Consider the following 16,592-nt stretch of genomic DNA (forward strand, 5'->3'; position numbering starts at 1 on the left):
GGATGAAAGCGGTCTCCCCACGACCCTTCATCACCGGCCGGGGGTATCGTATTGCCTCCCACCTCTCCGCTCAGACCCAGGGCATCCGCTTTCCGGCCCTGCGGAACCCACCCGCCCAGTCCGGGGACATCCGCGCTTCAATCCCGCGGAATCCGCTTCCGCCACGGCCACCACACGCTGCGCCCGATGTCGTGGACGAGCGCCGGCACGACGAGCGACCGCACAAGGATCGCGTCGAGGATGACGCCGAAGGTGACGATGAAGGCGAGCTGGAAGAGGAACATCACAGGGATGACGGCGAGCGCAGCGAAGGTCGCGGCCAGCACGATTCCCGCCGAAGTGATCACCCCGCCCGTGGAGACGAGTCCCTTGAGCACGCCCGCACGGGTTCCCAAATGCAGTGACTCCTCCCGCACCCTGGACATGAGGAAGATGTTGTAGTCGATGCCGAGCGCGACGAGGAAGACGAACGCATAGAGCGGCACCGAGGGGTCTGCTCCGGAGAACCCGATGACGTCGTTGAACACGAGAGCGGAGACTCCCAGCGCGGTGCCGAAGGACAGGACGGTCAGCGCCACGAGCAGCAGCGGTGCCAGCAGGGACCGCAGCAGCAGGATGAGCACGATCGTGACCACGACGAGGATGAGCGGGATCGCCAAGGCCCGGTCCGCCTCGGCGGTGGTGTTCGTGTCGAGGTCGACCGCGGATTCCCCGCCGACGAGGGCCTCCCGGTCGATGTCGTGCACAGCCTCGCGGATCTCGGTGACTGCGGTTTCGGCTTCGTCCGAATCCGCGACCGACTTCAGCGTCGCTTCCAACAGGACGTTGCCGTCGACCTCGGTGGGGGCCGGCGTCTCCGGCTGACCGGACCCGCCCGACTGACCGGACGTGTCCGGCCCGGCCCCGCTCGGCATTCCGCGCGGCGGATCGATCTCCCCGTCCGTACCGATGGACAGCGTCCCGCTCGGGGAATCGTTGGCGACGACGGTCATCGATTCGACCTCGCTGAGGCGGCCGACCGCCTGTGCGGCATCGCTGAGTTCGTCTTCCGCCACGACGATCTGTGCTGGGGATCCGGAGCCGCCGGGGAAATGCTCGGCGAGGATGTCCTGGCCGTCGCGGGCCTCGGAGTCGCCGAGCACGAAGTCGGACTGTGGGACTCCCTCGGCCTTGAACTGCGGGAGGGCGAGCAGCGGGATGGCGAGGAGGATGACGATTGTGACCCAGATGCGGCGCGGATGCCGCGCGACCGCCTCGGCGACCCTGGCCCAGATCCCGCGCTTGGGCTTGGCCGTCTCGGCCTGGGGGCGCGGAAGGAAGGGCCAGAACACGGCACGGCCGATGATCATCAGCGCGGCGGGCAGGAAGGTCAGTGCTGCGAACATCGCCACGACGATGCCGATCGCAGCGACCGGCCCGAGCGCCCTGGTCGAGGCGAGGTCGGTGAGCAGGAGGACGAGGAGTCCGGCGATGACGGTTCCGCCGGAGGCCGCGATCGGTTCGAGGACCCCCTTGAGGGCGCTCAATCCGGCTCTGACTCGGTCGGGTTCGTGGAGAAGCGCGTCGCGGAACCGGGCGACGACGAGGAGGGAGTAGTCCGTGGTGGCGCCGACGACGAGGATGAAGAGAATGCCTTGGACCTGCCCGTTGATCAGGAGGATTCCGGCGTCGGCGAGATGCCAGACGATGAAGATCGAGGCGGCGAGCGCGGCAACCGAGGTGAACAGGACGATGACGGGCAGCAGCGGGGACCGGTAGACGATGATGAGGATGACGAAGACGGCGATGAGCGCGACGAGCAGGAGGATGCCGTCGATGCCGGCGAAGGCTTCGGAGAGGTCAGCGGAGAATCCCGCCGGACCGGTGACGTGGACGTCTGCCACGGTGGTCGGTGCTTCCGCGGACTGGTCCGAGGTCATATCGGCGGCGACCGCGGTCGGGAAGACCTTGCCGACCGCGTCTCGGATGGATTCGACGTCGTCGGAGGTGGTCGTCGAGGAGACCGGGAGGATGAGCTGGAGGGCCTCGCCGTCATCGGACGGGATGGCCGGTGAAGGGTCTGCGGCCAGCAGGTCGTCGTCTTCGAGCGTCTTCGTCAATTCATCGAGCCGGGACCGGTCGTCGTCGGTGACTCCGTCGCTGTTCTCGAGCACGACGATGGCGGGAACGTAATCGAGGTCGCTGAACTTCTCGATCTGGTCCTGGGCGCGAGTGGACTCCGCGGATTCGGGGAGGAACGATGAGCGGTCGTTCGTGGCGACCTCGGAGATCTTGCCGAAGTACGGACCTCCGACACCGGAGATGCCGACCCAGGCGACGAGGAGGACGGCGAAGAGTGCGAGCAGTGCCCCACGGCCGCGGACGGGACCCTTGGGGTGCTGTTTGGGCGCGGCAGCTGTGTCGGCGCCGTTTACGTCGTCACCGGCGGGACCCCCTCGGCGAGGGTCGGGGTTCGGCGGCGTCGAGGTCAGGAGGTGACGGGGCATGGTCTCAGGCTACGCGTGTTCGGCGGAATCGAGACATTGCAGTGCGAGGACGATTTCTGCGGCCGTCCGTGGATCGGTGAGGCGTGCGCCCAATACCTTCTCGATCTGCCCCATTCGGTAACGAACAGTGTTCTCGTGCACATGCAGCCGACCTGCAGCCTCAGAAATGTTGCCGCCGCTTTCCACGTAGGTGCGCAGTGTGGTGGAAGATTCGGGCTTGGCGATTATCGGGTTGAGGAAAGCAGCGACGAGGCGGCGATCGAATCGGGAACTCATGCGGGCCGCCGCCCATTCGATCGGGCGCATGCGATCGACGAAAGCGAACCTCGACTCCCCCGCCGAGGCAAGCGCCACGTCCGCCGTCTGCAGCATCTCCGGTACCTGACTGAGTGCCGTGAAGAGTCCGGAGACCCCGACTCCGATGAGGCCGAAATCGTCGAGGCTACCCTCGATATCGAAGTCTGCTGTACACAGCGCGGTCCGTTCGACCATCGAACTGACGTGCCCGGAATCCTTGATGACCAGGCCGCGCCCCGGGTTCGGGGTCGGTTTCCCATGCCCCGAGTCGGAGGCGTCGATGCGGAGGCGCAGGGCGCGAATCGGCTCGTAGGCTGCAAAGCCGAAGGTCTCGAGGACCCGCCAGAGCGCCGGTTCGCGACCGGGAGAGACACCGGCCTCCAAGTCGCGCAGAACCCGCGACGATTCCTCCCGTCGAATGCTGATCGAAAAGGACTCGAATCCCTCGAAGGCGCGCAGAAGTTTGGACAGAACATCGAGGATCATCTCAGCGGAAGGGTGGGTGGTGCCCGTGCCGCTGCCAGCTCTGCCCTCCCCAGTTCCACTTCTGCGCTCGCTGCCGGCAGTACCGGCCTCTTCGTCATCGGCGTGGACGGCGAAGACGATGACATGGGCGCGACTGCGTAGTCGCACTGTCCGAGCGTGCACCTTCCAGCGGCCGATCGCACCGGACGTCGACTCGGCCCAGCCCGCTGGTGTCGCCGGACCGAGGACCTCCTCCTGAGTCCACCGGGAGATGAGGTGGACCGGGGCGGAACCGACGGATCTGACGACCTCGCCGAGTTCGTTGATGACGAGACCAGCTCCCCTACTCATCCGTGCTACCCGGGAGAGCGCCGATTCAAGCGGATCTGCAGAATTCATCGCGCTCAAAAGCTCATCGAAGATCCGCTCTCGCGCCAGGGTGTCTCGGCTCGAACCCATCGGATTTCACCTCTGCTCCCACTCGCCTGCTGCATCATTCCGCGCCGTCGGCACGGCTTTGTGATTCTTACAAATCTAACCGTCTTTTCCTTCATCTGCTCTATTGACCGGCCCGATCATCGAAGCCCAGGCTATGAGGGAAACCACAATCAAAGGAGATGACCGTGGCAGATCTACGCGTCGCAGTTGACGTCGGCGGAACATTCACCGACATCTGTGTATTCGACGAATCCACCCAGACGATGCGGGTGACGAAAGTCCCGTCCACCCCGGACAACCCCATGGAAGCTGTCCTCAACGGAGTGAAGCGGGCGAACATCGACCTCAGCCAGGTCGAGCTCTTCTCACATGGCACGACTGTTGCCACCAACGCGCTCATCACTCGCAGATTTCCCAAATCAGCGATGGTGACGACCAAGGGTTTCCGCGATGTCATTGAGATCCGCGATGGCACGAAGGACGATCTGTGGGACGCCTATTCCGATGTATCCGGCCCCTATATTCGTCGCCGTGACCGCTTCGAGGTCACCGAACGCGTCGACTACGCGGGCAACATCGTCACCGAGCTCGACGAAGACGAGGCCAGGAAGCTCGGCCGCCTGCTTAAGAAGCGCGGTGCCGACACCGTGGCCGTCTGCTTCGTCAACTCCTATGCGAACGCCGCGAACGAGATCCGGATGCGCGAGATCCTCTCAGAGGAGCTTCCCGGAGCCAGCATCTCCACCTCGGCCGAGGTGCTGCCGGAGATCTTCGAACACAACCGGTTCAACACGACTGTCGCCAATGCCGTTCTTGGTCCGTTGGTATCCGGCTACGTCGAACAGCTCGACTCCAACCTCACCGAGGACGGCTATGCCGGAGAACTCCTTCTCCTCCATTCGGGCGGTGGATCGATGACCTCGGAGATGGTCAAGCGGTTCCCGGTGCGACTCGCGGCCTCAGGAATCGCCGCCGGCGCGATCGCCGCTCAGCACGTGGCCGAGCAGTGCGGTCATGCCAATGCCGTCGGACTCGACATGGGCGGCACTTCGACGGACATCTCACTCATCGCCGACGGCGAACTGCGGGAGACGAACGAATGGGAAGTCGAATACGGCCACCCCATCGTCTTCCCGAGCATCGAAGTACTCACCATCGGCGCCGGCGGCGGCTCTTTGGCTCACATCGACATCGCCGGCTCCCTGCGCAACGGGCCGCAGTCGGCCGGTGCCGCTCCCGGTCCGGTCTGCTATCGCCGCGGCGGCGACCAGCCGACGAACACCGATGCGAACCTCGCCCTCAATCGTCTGGGCACCGACCTCGCCGACGGTGAGATGACGCTGGACCGTGAGAGCGCACGGGCAGCGATCAAGGAGAAGATCGCCGATCCGCTCGGCCTCGATGTCGACTCCGCGGCCGAATCCATCGCCCAGGTGGCCAACGCGAACATGGCAGATGCGGTCCGCCTCGTCTCCATCCGTCGCGGGCTCGACCCCCGGGACTTCGCACTCATCGCCTTCGGCGGTGCCGGTGCACTGCACGGGGCGGACGTCGCTCGCGAACTCAACATCCCCACTGTAATCGTCCCGCCCAGCCCGGGAGTCACCTCGGCGCTGGGGTGCCTCCTCGTCGACATCCAGCACGACCTGTCGCAGATGTTCACCGGCGTCGCGGACTCCGCAGACGGAGAAACGGTCGAACAGCACTTCCGCGAACTCGAACTCGAAGGTCGTGATCGACTGCGGCATGAGAAAGTCGCCGAGGAAGACTCGGTCTTCGAACGTGGCATCTCGATGCGTTACCACGGCCAGTGGCGGTCGCTGCAGGTGAAGATGGGCTCCGGCCCGAACGCGCTGCGCGAGGCCGTCCAACTATTCCACGAGGAACACGAGAAACAGTACGAGTTCCGGCAGGACGACACCCCGGTCGAGATCTACCAACTCCACCTCAAAGCACTCGGGAAGACACCGAAGCCGACCTTCAAACCGACCCCTGTCAGCAGCAAAGATCCCGGTGAGCCGCTCGAGGTCCGCGACGTCTACTTCGACGGACAGTGGCATTCGACGCCGGTCTACCAGCGGGAGAACTTGCCCTCGGGTGCTGCGTTCATCGGACCGGCGATCCTCAACCAGATCGACTCGACCACCGTCATCCCGCCGAACTCGTCCGCAGTGATCGATGAGTGGTTCAACATCCGCATCGCACTGACGGCAGAGACAACAGAGCCTGCGCTGTCAGCTGCGAACAATTCAACACAGAACGGCCTGTGAGGAGAGACCCATGACCACAGCAACGGAACAGTCGACGTCCACGCTCGACCCGGTGACTTTCGAAGTACTCAAGAACGCTTTCGCGACCAGCGTCGACCTCATGAGCGAACAGATCCTGCGGACCTGCTATTCGTTCGTCATCTATTCACGCGACTTCTCGTCGGCACTTTGTGACCGCGACGGCAACACTGTCATGCAAGGAAGTGCAGACATCGCCGTCCACGTCGGCACCCTGCATTTCCAGTGCAAGGCCGTTATGGAGGAGTTCGGCGACGACATCAACCCAGGTGACGTCTTCCTCATCAACGACCCCTATCGAGGCGGTACCCACTTCAACGACGTCAGCTTCATTCGTCCGATCTTCGCTGATGACGAGATCATCGGCTTCGCGCAGAACAAAGGCCACTGGGCCGATATCGGTGGGTCCGTCCCGGGCTCGTTCGATGTCTCTGCCAGTGAGCACTTCGGTGAGGGTCTGCGCATCACCCCGCTTCGGGTCTGGCACAAGGGCCGGTTCCTCCACGATGTGGCTCAGCTGCTCGTGTCGAATACGCGTGCTCCCGATCAGGCCCTCGGCGATCTCAACGCCCAAGCCGAGGCCACAGCTGTATGCGAACGCGAAGTGCTCCGCCTCGTCGACAAATATTCGAAGGACACGGTCCTCGATGCGATGCAGGAGACGCAGGACTATGTCTGCCGCACCGTGCTCGCCAGCCTCGGCGATCTGCCGAAGGGCGAGTGGGAGACGGTCGACTTCCTCGACGGCGATCCGGCTAAGGGCGAGGGGCTGGCTCCGATCCGGGTGAAGCTCACGCTCGATGGGACAGGTATCCACTACGACCTCACGGGATCCGCCGAGGCGGTCTCAACGTTCCTCAACTCCGGCTACGGGACGACCTTCTCTGCGATCTACGCGGGCACGAAGACGTTCTTCCCCGAGGTTCCGCTCAACTCCGGGTTCTACCAGGCGGTGACCGCAGAGATCGGCGAAGAGGGAACCGTCGTCAACGCCGGCTGGCCGCATGCAGTGACCGGGTTCTGTTCGGGCCCGTACGAGAAGGTCATGAACGCGATCTTCGAACTGTGGTCCCACATCATGCCCGAACGCGCGATGGCGTGTGCATTCAACCTCGAGTATCTGCTCGTCGGTGGGCATGATGCCAGGACCGAGTCGAGCCCGTACTTCATGTGGTACGACTGGATGGCAGGCGGATGGGGCGGCCGGTCGACGAAGGACGGCTCCTCCGCGACTTCACCGGTATTCGGCACCGGACTCGCCGTGCAGCCGGTCGAGGGACAGGAGCGCCTGACCCCGGTAATCACGACTCAGCACTCGATCAACATCGACTCCGGCGGGCCGGGCAGGTTCCGCGGAGGATGTGGAGTGAATAAAGGCGGCATCCTCACAGATGCGACCGGTGCGGTGATGAGCTACTGCTGCGACCGCGGGCGGTCGACGACGTGGGGCATCAATGGCGGACTGCCGTCGATCCCACACGGAGTCTGGCTCAATCCTTCGTCAGAGAACCCGCGCTACTTGGGTGCCACGTTCTCGAATGTAGCCATCAGCCCCGGTGACACGTTCGAACGACCAAGCGCCGGAGGTGGTGGCTTCGGTGACCCGCTGGATCGGCCGACTGTCGAGGTGCTCGAGGACGTCATCGACGGCTATGTCTCCATCGACCGGGCGGCGAAAGACTACGGCGTCGTCATCCGTGAGATCGATGCCGAGCTCGATGAGTACGAGATCGATGAGACCGCGACAGCGACGGAGCGGGAACGGATCCGCTCCGAACGTGCGTCCTGGCTGGAAGCCGACCCCGCCGAGGTGGCCCGCCGTTACCGCGATGGTGAGAGCACCGTCCACGACGTCATCCGCCAATACGGCGTCGTGCTCGATTGGGGCACCGGAGAGTTGTTGGAGAAGTCAACGGGACAGTTCCGCGACAGTATGCGGACTCGGTCTGCTTCGCACTGGAGCTGATGACTCGAATCAATCGGGGCGCTCGTCCATTCGAGGCGAACGCCCCGATTGTTTGACCTGAATCACCTCGCGTTCGAGAGTGATAGCAGGAGAATCCACAGAGAAAAGAGGGTCGAGCATCATGAACACAGTGGCAATAGTCCAGGCAGGTTCCGTTCCATTCGATGCCGAAGCGTCGACCGACAAGGCGATCGCCCGGCTGCGGGAGGCCGCCGGCCAGGGGGGCCGGGCTCGTCGTGTTCCCCGAAGCGTTCATCGGCGGCTACCCGAAGGGCAGCACGTTCGGTGCTCCCGTGGGAATGCGCACCGGGCAGGGCCGGGCGCAATTCGAACGGTACTTCGACGGAGCAGTCACCGTCGATGGACCGGAAATCACCAAGCTCGCCGAGGCGGCCCGCGAGGTCGGTGCCTTCGTCGTCATCGGCATCATCGAACGGTCCGGCAACACCCTCTATTGCACAGCAGTGATGATCGACCCGAAACTCGGGATCGTCGGCGCACACCGGAAGCTCATGCCCACCGGCACCGAGCGTGTCATCTGGGGATTCGGAGACGGGTCGACTCTCGACACGATGGACACACCTTTCGGCCGAGTGGGCAGCGTCATCTGCTGGGAGAACTACATGCCACTGCTGCGCCAGGCGATGTACGCCAAGGGCGTCTCCGTCTACTGCGCGCCGACGGTCGACGACCGTCCGACCTGGACGGCGACGATGACGCATATCGCCTTGGAGGGCCGCACTCACGTGCTCTCGGCATGCCAGTTCATCACGAAGAGCGAGTTCCCCGACGACCACCCCTTCGACGAGGAACTCCCCTACGGCGAGACCGCGATCCGCGGCGGCAGCGTCATCGTCGCACCCACCGGCGAGGTGCTGGCGGGACCGGTCTATGACGAGGAGACGATCCTCTACGCCGACATCGACCTCGGCGCCAAGACCCGTTCGCACCTCGATTTCGACCCGGTGGGCCACTACTCCCGGCCGGACGTTTTTGAGCTGCGAGTCGACACTCGCGCGAAGAGCTCCGTGACGTTTGAGTGAAGCGGCGGGCGGCCGATCGCGAAGGCCGCTCGACTTCGTCCTTGCCGGCCAATGCATCCGGTCGCATCACTTCTAGGACAGGTCATCGGTTCGCGTCCTGATGACCTGTCCTAGAAGTGATGGCGGATTGCACTTAATGTGATGACGGCATGTACCTGTTGCGGTACCTCCGCTTATCGGCCGGTGCTGTGAGCGTTAGATCCTCATGGACTGCCGCTGGCGACGCCACTCCCTCAGCCCGAGCAGAACGTCGATGACGACGAACCCGACGAGGCTGATACCGACAAGCGGCAGGAACACACCGATCACGATTGCGGCAGCACCGACCGCAGCCACACCCCACCACGGAGCCCCATTGAGCACACCGCGCGCGGGTGCGCGCCCGAACCGTCTCGCCGGACCGCGCTTCGGCCGACGCTGCCACCACATGACATATCCCCAGATCACCATCGACGCGATGGCGATAGCGAGTGCAACGAGCACGATCTGGTTGGCCAAGCCGAACAGTGTGCCCATGTGCAGGTCGACACCCCAGCGGGCGAGCTTGGCCGCCACACCGTAATCGGAGAAGTCGACACGGTCGACGGCTTTCATCGTCTCGGGGTCGAAGGCGACCGTGTCGACCTGAGTGGGCCAGGTGCGCTGGATCTCCTGCACCACCCACGCTGATCCGTCGTCCTCGGGCGGCAGGATCTCGACGGACTCGGAGTCGATGCCGACCCCGCGCGCCATCGACAGCATCCTGTCGAAATCGGCCGGATCGAAATCGGCCCCTGCCGAGGCACCGATTCCCGAGTGGCCCTCGTGCCCAGCGTGGCCTTCGTGACCAGCGTGACCGGACCCGCCGTCAGCATGCGCGGCGGCCCCGCTGCCAAGTTCCGTCGACACGGCCGGAGTCTCCCAGCTCAGCGCCGCGCGCAGCTTCGTCACGTTCTCCCCGCCGAACTGCGACCACGTCATCCCGGTGGCCGAGAGGAAGAGCATCCCGATCGCCGCCCAGACACCGACCGAAGCATGCCAGGAGAACGTGCGTCTCAGCCCCTTGTGCTTCCGGTTCGGTCGCAGCATCGCGGCAGGCTTCTTGGTTTTGCGAGACCGGAGGATCCAGAGGACGAGACCCGCGGCGGCGACGATTCCCAGCCATGAGGCGGCGAGTTCGCTGTAGATCCGTCCGACGTCGCCGAGGTGGAGGCTCCGGTGCATCTGATCGATCCACGTCCGCAGCGGCAGGGCACCCGAGGTTCCGTAGACGGTGAGGTCACCGACCACCTCGGCGGTGGCGGGGTCGACGAAGATCGCCCGGGATTCGCTCTCCCCGAGGCTGGGATCGGAATACATCACTCGCGTGGTATCGCCCGGCTCGGGGGCCGGTCGCACGGCGGACAGCGTCGAATCGCTGCCTGCGATGACGGTGTTCGCGGCGTCGATCTGGGCGGCCAGTGGCAGAGGGTCGTCGGTGGCGGGGACGCTGAGCTGGTCGGCATAGACCAGCTTCTCGAGCGTCGGGCTGATCGCGTAGGCCGCCCCGGTGAGCGCGGCGATGAGGATGAACGGGCCGATGAGGATGCCCGCGTAGAAGTGGAGACGGCGCAGGAGCGGGCCGAGCCACGGAATAGGGCGGTCGTGGTAGTTACGGTGGCTGGTCGGTTCCGGACCCGAGCTTTCGGGCACGGTTGATGAAGGTGTGGTCATGATGATGCTTTCTCTCAGGTGCGCTGAGCCGGATCGGGTCGGCCTGATGCCTTCGACGAGCAGATGCGGTCGCCGGGCAGTTGCGGTCGGCAGTGGTCGCGCACGACACGCAGTCGCGGTCGACGACCAGATGCGGTCAGCAGTGATCGCACCGGCTCACGAGAGCCGATGCGCGGATGTGATGAGTGTCAGAAAGCAGGCTGTGGTGGCCCTCGACGCAGCACCGGGGATCGGCACACACCGAGGCTGCGAGGCAGTTCGGGCTCGAAGCCGACCAGTGACCGCGGCTTCTCGATCTGCGCCCGCAAGACGACGAGGCGCGGGATGACCGCACGGATGATGAGGCGGGCGAACTCGCCGAGCATGACCGGCAGTCGCTCGGCCCAGTAGATCATCGCAATCGTCACGATCCCGGCAACGCAGTGGGCCAGCAGCATCGCGGGAGACGCGTGCGAATGCATCTCGGCTGCTGCACCCACAGAACCATCCATGGCAGGCATGACTGCGGAATCATGAGTCATCTGCACCCCGCCGCTGGGCGACGCATGCATCGCCGCTTGGTGGACTCCATGCGCCGGCGAGTGGTGAGAGCGCCCGCCGAGGAGCGCGGCGAGACCGTTGTCGGATCGCGCCATCGTGTTCGACGATGCAGAACCGTGCGGAGTGAAGAGGGAGAACAGAAGGTGGAAGAGCGTCTGGCTGATTCCGACGGAAACTGTCAGCCGCGGCAGCGACATTTGGCGCCCGGCCAAGAGAACGCAGACGAGGGTCGACAGCGCCAGCGGCACGATGACGCCCATCGCAGTCGGAAACGATCCACCGCCGAGGATGTGCGACGTCAGCGCGACAAAGGTCGCGAACGCTGCGGCGAGAGTGCCGCGCAGAGCGCGCCGGTGCCTGACTTCCATCTCCACGGTGACATTCTCACACAGGTGGAACCCACCCGAATGATCGTGCGGGATCGACCCTTGCGCCAGGCAGTGAACCATAGGTACAGTACCAATATGACTACAGCTCCGCAGACGTCATCGCCCGCCAACGCCCGAACCCTTCTGCTCCCATACACGCTCGGTCTCATCATCGCCATGACCATCGTGCAGATCGTCGTCTCTGCCACCGGCGGCGAGGTCACGATCCTCGCCGGTGGACTCACAGCACTCGTCGCCATCGGAATCGCGGTGTGGCTGTGGCGGAACCTGACCGCGCTCAAACGTGTCCGCTTCGGCGTGGTCATCGCCCATGCCATTGCCTTCGTCACCGTCACCACCTCTTTCAATCTGCACGCGATCCTCCGGGTGATGTTCCTCGGCTTCGAAGTCGACGGCGCCGGAGACGCGACCCACACCCTTCTCGAGAGCTCTTGGTTCGGGGCCACGCTCGTGATGAGCGCCCTGTGGGGGCTTGGACTGCTGGTCCACCTCCTCGGCTCAGTCTTCGGCCGCGGCTGGGAGGACTGAGGTGGCGGCACAGTCTCGTGGCACCACGAACGAGGCAATCGACATCACGACTGCGGCGAATGGCAGCCCGGCCGCAGTCACCCCGGAAGAGCGGGAGTGGCTCGACCACCGCGTCGAGTCCTGGGTCGAGACGTACAAGAAGTCGATGCTCACCCCGATCACGCTGTCGCTGGTTGCCGCGCATCAGCCGGCTGAGATCTCCACCATCGCTGAGGCAGTCACCGCAGCCACGGGATGGCAGATCACCGAACGCGGCCTCTACCGAACGATCAAACGCCTGCAGGATTCCGGGTTCCTGCAGAGCACGGCTGCCGATGCCCCGCGGACCGGGGCGAAGAGAAAGCTGCTCTCACTCACCCCGCTGGGCGCGAGCTACCTCGCAGGAATCCGGGACCACCTCGTCGAGGTGCCGGAAGAGAGATGACAGCGTCGGGGTGTGAACCAACGGCGACTACACCGCGGACCCAAACTGCCAAGCGTTCAAGGCCGATCCCGGCGATAGATGACGTGCCACCCGTCATCGATCGGGTTGTCGGGCGGGATGTGGCCCTCGGCGATGCGCTCATATCCGGCAGCCTCGAGAGCCCTCCACGATGCCGGATTTCCCGCGATCACGGGCACGATGATCGCTGAGGCGGACGGGCAGTCAGCGAAGCAGAGTTCAGTGAACTCCTGGATCATCCGTGTGCCAATGCCCTTGCCTGTCGCAGCGACCTCTCCGATGAAGTAGTCGATCGTCAGCGCATCTCGCGGGGCGTCGGACAGAGCGATGAGTTCCCGCTGCTCGTCCGCATAATCCCAGATGAGACTGCGTTGGATGAAGCCGACCGGCACCCCCGCGTCCTCGACGATGAAGTCGAATGACGGTTCAGTGCCGTCGATGCTGCCACCGAAGTCCCGCTCGATCGCCTCCGGAGTCGTCTCGTGATTCCAAAAGCGGGCGACGTGGGGCGAGCCGAGCCATCGCGCGAGCAGCGGAAAGTCAGCCCGGGTCGTCCGTCGGAATTCCATGTGTCCTCGCGATCGGCGTCAACAACTGCCGTGCTGCCTCACATCTCTTCGTGAGTGAGCGGATCCCGGTCCTTCATCCGACCGCGCTCGAGTCCGGAGATCGCAGCCACCTCGGCGGGGGCTTTCCGCTCGACCTCAGCGCTTCGCTGCTTGCCGATAAACCAGCCGCCGACGAACGCCGCGAAGGGAACCAGCGCCAATCCGACGCTCAAACCAATACTGCCGCTGGTGACCAGAGTGAAGTTCGAAAGGACGAGAATCATCCCTCCAATCAACCCCGCAGTAGCGATCGCAGGAATAATGAGCGTCCGCACTCTGCGTCCTGCACGCGCCTCAGAGTTTCGTGAGAAGAAGGCGAGGACTGCGATCGAAGTGGTCAGCATGAGAATGATCATGCCAACCGTAGCCACGCCCGCCATGGAGCCGAAAACTCCCACTAGCGGATCGACGCCGAACGCGGCGAATATCGCCACGAGGACGATCGCTGTGCATGTCTGCACGACGGAAGAGAATGACGGCGAATGATGTTTTGGATGCACTGTGGCCAATCGCCGTGGGAGCACACGCATTCCGGCCAACACGAACTGGTATCTGGCGATGACATTGTGGAACGACAACACGCAGGCGAAAAGGCTCGTCAACAACAGGACGTTGACGATATCGCGCCCGAATCCGCCCAATTGATCATGTGTCGTGTCGAGCAGCATATTCGCGTTTCCATCCAAAGTTCGCTGGGCCACGTTTGCGATGGCGTCAGGACCGACAGCGACAACGAAAGCCCAGCAGGTGAATGCATAGAAGCCGCCGATGAGCAACACTGCCGTGTAAGTCGCTCTGGGAACGGTCTTCTCAGGACGATACGCTTCATCGCGGAACACCGCGGTCGATTCAAAGCCGATGAAGCCGGTCAACGCGAACAGCACTGCCACTCCGATCGCGCCGTCGGCAAACGTTCCCGGATCGAACGACTGCATGGTGACTCCCGACGGCCCCGGATTCACGAGAATGGCAACATCGAGGACGAGGACGATACCGATCTCTGCCACAAGTGCCACTCCCAGCACCTTGGCGCTGAGATCAATGTGGCGGTAGCCGAGGAACGCTACGATCACGAGAGTGAGCATAGAGTACACAGGCCACGGGACAGTCGGCCCACCATAGAAGCGGACAGTGTCGTCGATGGCCCAGCCGATGTACCCGTATATCCCAGCCTGAATCGCGGTGTAGGCAACGAGTGCGACTGCGGCGATTCCCATGCCCGCTCGCTCACCCAGGCCGAGGGTCACATAGGAGAAGAATGCACCCGCTTCACGCACGTGGGGTGTCATGGCGACGAAGCCGACGGAGAAGAGCAGCAGGATAGTCGCGGCGATGAGGAATCCCACAGGAGCGCCTGCACCATTGCCCACCCCTAGAGCGAGTGGCATGTTTCCGCCGATAACCGTCAGCGGCGCGGCCGCTGCTACGACCATGAAGACGATTCCGATGGTCCCGAGTCGTCCTGTCAGGCGAGCCGGCGTTTCTACTACGGTCCTTGTGGAGCTCATGAAGTCCTCCTTGACGTTCACAGTTAAAGGGGTTCTCAGCAGTGCGCCGAAAAGTAGCCCCGACCTCACTCGAGTCTCATGGCAGCCTTGAGCAGTTCATGATCGATGGCATGGGCGGTGACACCGGTCGGACCGGTCAAAGTCGAGGCGGCAACCATGCAGTTGAGAATCGCCTCCTCGGTTGACTCAACCACCAGATCGAAGAACGAGGTCATGAGCTGAGGGGCCATCATCGACACATTCACTGTCGCCCGCTCGACCTGCGGGTCTTCTTCCCATTGATAGGGAGGGATACCGCGGTTGCCGGTGGAGAAGGCAAGCATGAGATCACCGCTGTACTGCTCACCGGTACCACCCATGCGCCCAACCCCGAGGGCCGCCCTCTGAGCAATACGTTCGCACTGATGCGGCAGGAACGGGGCGTCGGTCGCAACGATCACGACGATCGAACCCGAACCTCGTTCGAACTCTCGCGGAAGTTCGGGAACTGGGACAGCGTCGGCACCAATTTTCATCCCGATAGGTACGCCTTCGACGCTCAGTCTCTCACGTCTTCCATGATTGGCTTGAACGAACACACCAACCGTGAAACGCCCAGCAGCCGTGTCGATCACCCGCGAGGAAGTGCCCGATCCGCCCTTGAACTCGTGACAGATCATCCCCGTGCCTCCCCCAACATTGCCCTCGGCCGGAGCATCCGTTGATGCCACACGCAGAGCCTCGGACACATGTTGTCGAGTCACATGATGACCGTTGATGTCATTGAGCAGACCGTCATAGGTTTCGGCGACGACCGGCAGGCACCAGTACTGCCCTGGTCCGCGACGAGCGACCTGTTCAGCTACCAGAGCGTCCCGAACCACGCCGAGGCTGTGCGTATTCGTCAGCCCAATGGGTGAGGTCAGCTCCCCCGCCTCGCGTATCCACTCAAGGCCAGTCATCTCCCCGCTACCGTTGAGACGGTGCGCGCCGGCAAAGACTGGCTCAGTCCAAATGTCGTCGTGCGGGACGATCATCGTCACACCGGTGTTCGCAGATGACGCGGAAAGCTCAGCGCCGCCGCCGATAGTCGAGTAGCCGACCCGAACGCCCGGAACATCAGTAATGGCGTTGAGCGGGCCGGTTCGATGACTGCCGACATCGATGCCGAGATCTCGTGCTCTCACAGTTCTCCTCAAGTTTTTTTCCTATTGTGAAAATAATGATCCATCGCCTGTGGAAACACAAGACCTGATCCGATGAATCGTGCAAAGTCGGTAGTCTTGGCACAAGCATCCGGACCGAGCGAAAGAAACTATTGGCACGACCGAACACGCAGTCTCAACGCCGCGAAGACATCCTGCAGGCAGCCATTTTGCTTGTCGGAGAGGCCGACCTCGCTGCGCTGACGATCTCCCAGATCGCCGACAAACTCGGCAAGACCGCCAATGCGATTCGGTACTACTACCCCGACGTCGAGAGCCTCATTGCAGAGCTTGCCCACCGCTCCGACCTTCGCTTCTTCGAGAATAGACGCACTCTCACCGAGACAATCCCAGATCCCATTGAACGCCTCGACGCCATGATGGCCGCGGGGCTCCCGGCCGGCCCCGAAGATGCAGAGTGGAGGGTGATCTGGATGGCCGTCCTTGACGCCGGATTCAACCTGCACAACCGTAAAGATGTGCAGTCCATCTATCACCGACAAGTCGACCTCTACGAATCGCTCCTCAACGACGGAGCTCGAACAGGCGCATTCGCACTGCAACAGGCGACTAGAGATATCGCCATGACTCTGATGTCGATGGAGGATTACCTCGGATATCGCATCGTGGCACGGGACCCCCAGATGTCCCGTGAGGTCGCTTTGCGACTAATGAAAGGCTACGCGACTGTGGCGACACAGCCTCAGAGCCGCTAGCG

Annotated in this window: 13 protein-coding genes; 6 read left to right on the forward strand and 7 right to left on the reverse strand. The window is 63.5% G+C overall.

Annotated elements, in window-relative coordinates:
• Positions 1-137: 137 nt before the first annotated feature.
• Together HIM68_RS12715 and HIM68_RS12720 are read right to left on the reverse strand one after the other, a co-directional pair.
• Positions 138-2,486 (reverse strand): MMPL family transporter, encoded by a 2,349-nt coding sequence (locus tag HIM68_RS12715; RefSeq protein WP_172172699.1) that lies wholly within the window; start codon positions 2,484-2,486, stop codon positions 138-140.
• Between the two features lie 9 nt (positions 2,487-2,495).
• A complete protein-coding gene (locus HIM68_RS12720) occupies positions 2,496-3,707 on the reverse strand; it encodes a CdaR family transcriptional regulator (protein ID WP_172172701.1) in 1,212 nt (403 codons plus the stop codon).
• A gap of 164 nt (positions 3,708-3,871) precedes the next feature.
• Between HIM68_RS12720 and HIM68_RS12725 the strand changes: the two genes are divergently transcribed.
• The 3 genes from HIM68_RS12725 to HIM68_RS12735 all read left to right on the forward strand — a co-directional run bounded on the left by HIM68_RS12725 (position 3,872) and on the right by HIM68_RS12735 (position 8,983).
• Positions 3,872-5,956, forward strand: coding sequence for a hydantoinase/oxoprolinase family protein (locus tag HIM68_RS12725; protein WP_367647529.1), 2,085 nt, complete (start codon positions 3,872-3,874; stop codon positions 5,954-5,956).
• A gap of 10 nt (positions 5,957-5,966) precedes the next feature.
• Positions 5,967-7,940 carry a hydantoinase B/oxoprolinase family protein gene (locus tag HIM68_RS12730; RefSeq protein ID WP_172172705.1) on the forward strand — a complete coding sequence of 658 codons (1,974 nt, stop codon included), beginning with the start codon at positions 5,967-5,969 and terminating at the stop codon, positions 7,938-7,940.
• 236 nt (positions 7,941-8,176) lie between these two features.
• Positions 8,177-8,983, forward strand: a complete 807-nt coding sequence (locus HIM68_RS12735) for a carbon-nitrogen hydrolase family protein (protein WP_367647530.1) — start codon at positions 8,177-8,179, stop codon at positions 8,981-8,983.
• A gap of 195 nt (positions 8,984-9,178) precedes the next feature.
• Here the strand turns inward: HIM68_RS12735 and HIM68_RS12740 are convergent, their stop codons facing one another.
• A complete protein-coding gene (locus tag HIM68_RS12740) occupies positions 9,179-10,675 on the reverse strand; it encodes a PepSY domain-containing protein (protein ID WP_172172707.1) in 1,497 nt (498 codons plus the stop codon).
• Between the two features lie 188 nt (positions 10,676-10,863).
• Positions 10,864-11,583 carry a hypothetical protein gene (locus HIM68_RS12745; protein WP_172172831.1) on the reverse strand — a complete coding sequence of 240 codons (720 nt, stop codon included), beginning with the start codon at positions 11,581-11,583 and terminating at the stop codon, positions 10,864-10,866.
• Between the two features lie 96 nt (positions 11,584-11,679).
• Here HIM68_RS12745 and HIM68_RS12750 point away from each other — a divergent pair, with 96 nt between their 5' ends.
• Entirely contained in the window at positions 11,680-12,132 is a 453-nt protein-coding gene (locus tag HIM68_RS12750; RefSeq protein ID WP_172172709.1) for a hypothetical protein, read from the forward strand.
• A 1-nt stretch (position 12,133) separates the two neighbouring features.
• Entirely contained in the window at positions 12,134-12,556 is a 423-nt protein-coding gene (locus tag HIM68_RS12755; RefSeq protein ID WP_172172711.1) for a PadR family transcriptional regulator, read from the forward strand.
• Between the two features lie 56 nt (positions 12,557-12,612).
• Here the strand turns inward: HIM68_RS12755 and HIM68_RS12760 are convergent, their stop codons facing one another.
• The 3 genes from HIM68_RS12760 to HIM68_RS12770 form a co-directional block, all read right to left on the reverse strand.
• A complete protein-coding gene (locus HIM68_RS12760) occupies positions 12,613-13,143 on the reverse strand; it encodes a GNAT family N-acetyltransferase (RefSeq protein WP_172172713.1) in 531 nt (176 codons plus the stop codon).
• Between the two features lie 38 nt (positions 13,144-13,181).
• Positions 13,182-14,690 (reverse strand): APC family permease, encoded by a 1,509-nt coding sequence (locus HIM68_RS12765; RefSeq protein ID WP_172172715.1) that lies wholly within the window; start codon positions 14,688-14,690, stop codon positions 13,182-13,184.
• A 65-nt stretch (positions 14,691-14,755) separates the two neighbouring features.
• Positions 14,756-15,856, reverse strand: coding sequence for a P1 family peptidase (locus HIM68_RS12770; protein ID WP_172172717.1), 1,101 nt, complete (start codon positions 15,854-15,856; stop codon positions 14,756-14,758).
• Between the two features lie 131 nt (positions 15,857-15,987).
• Between HIM68_RS12770 and HIM68_RS12775 the strand changes: the two genes are divergently transcribed.
• A complete protein-coding gene (locus tag HIM68_RS12775) occupies positions 15,988-16,590 on the forward strand; it encodes a TetR/AcrR family transcriptional regulator (protein ID WP_172172719.1) in 603 nt (200 codons plus the stop codon).
• The last annotated feature ends 2 nt before the right edge of the window (positions 16,591-16,592 follow it).

Origin of the sequence: Brevibacterium sp. CT2-23B (assembly GCF_013168765.1) — a bacterium.
Lineage (GTDB): Bacteria > Actinomycetota > Actinomycetes > Actinomycetales > Brevibacteriaceae > Brevibacterium > Brevibacterium sediminis.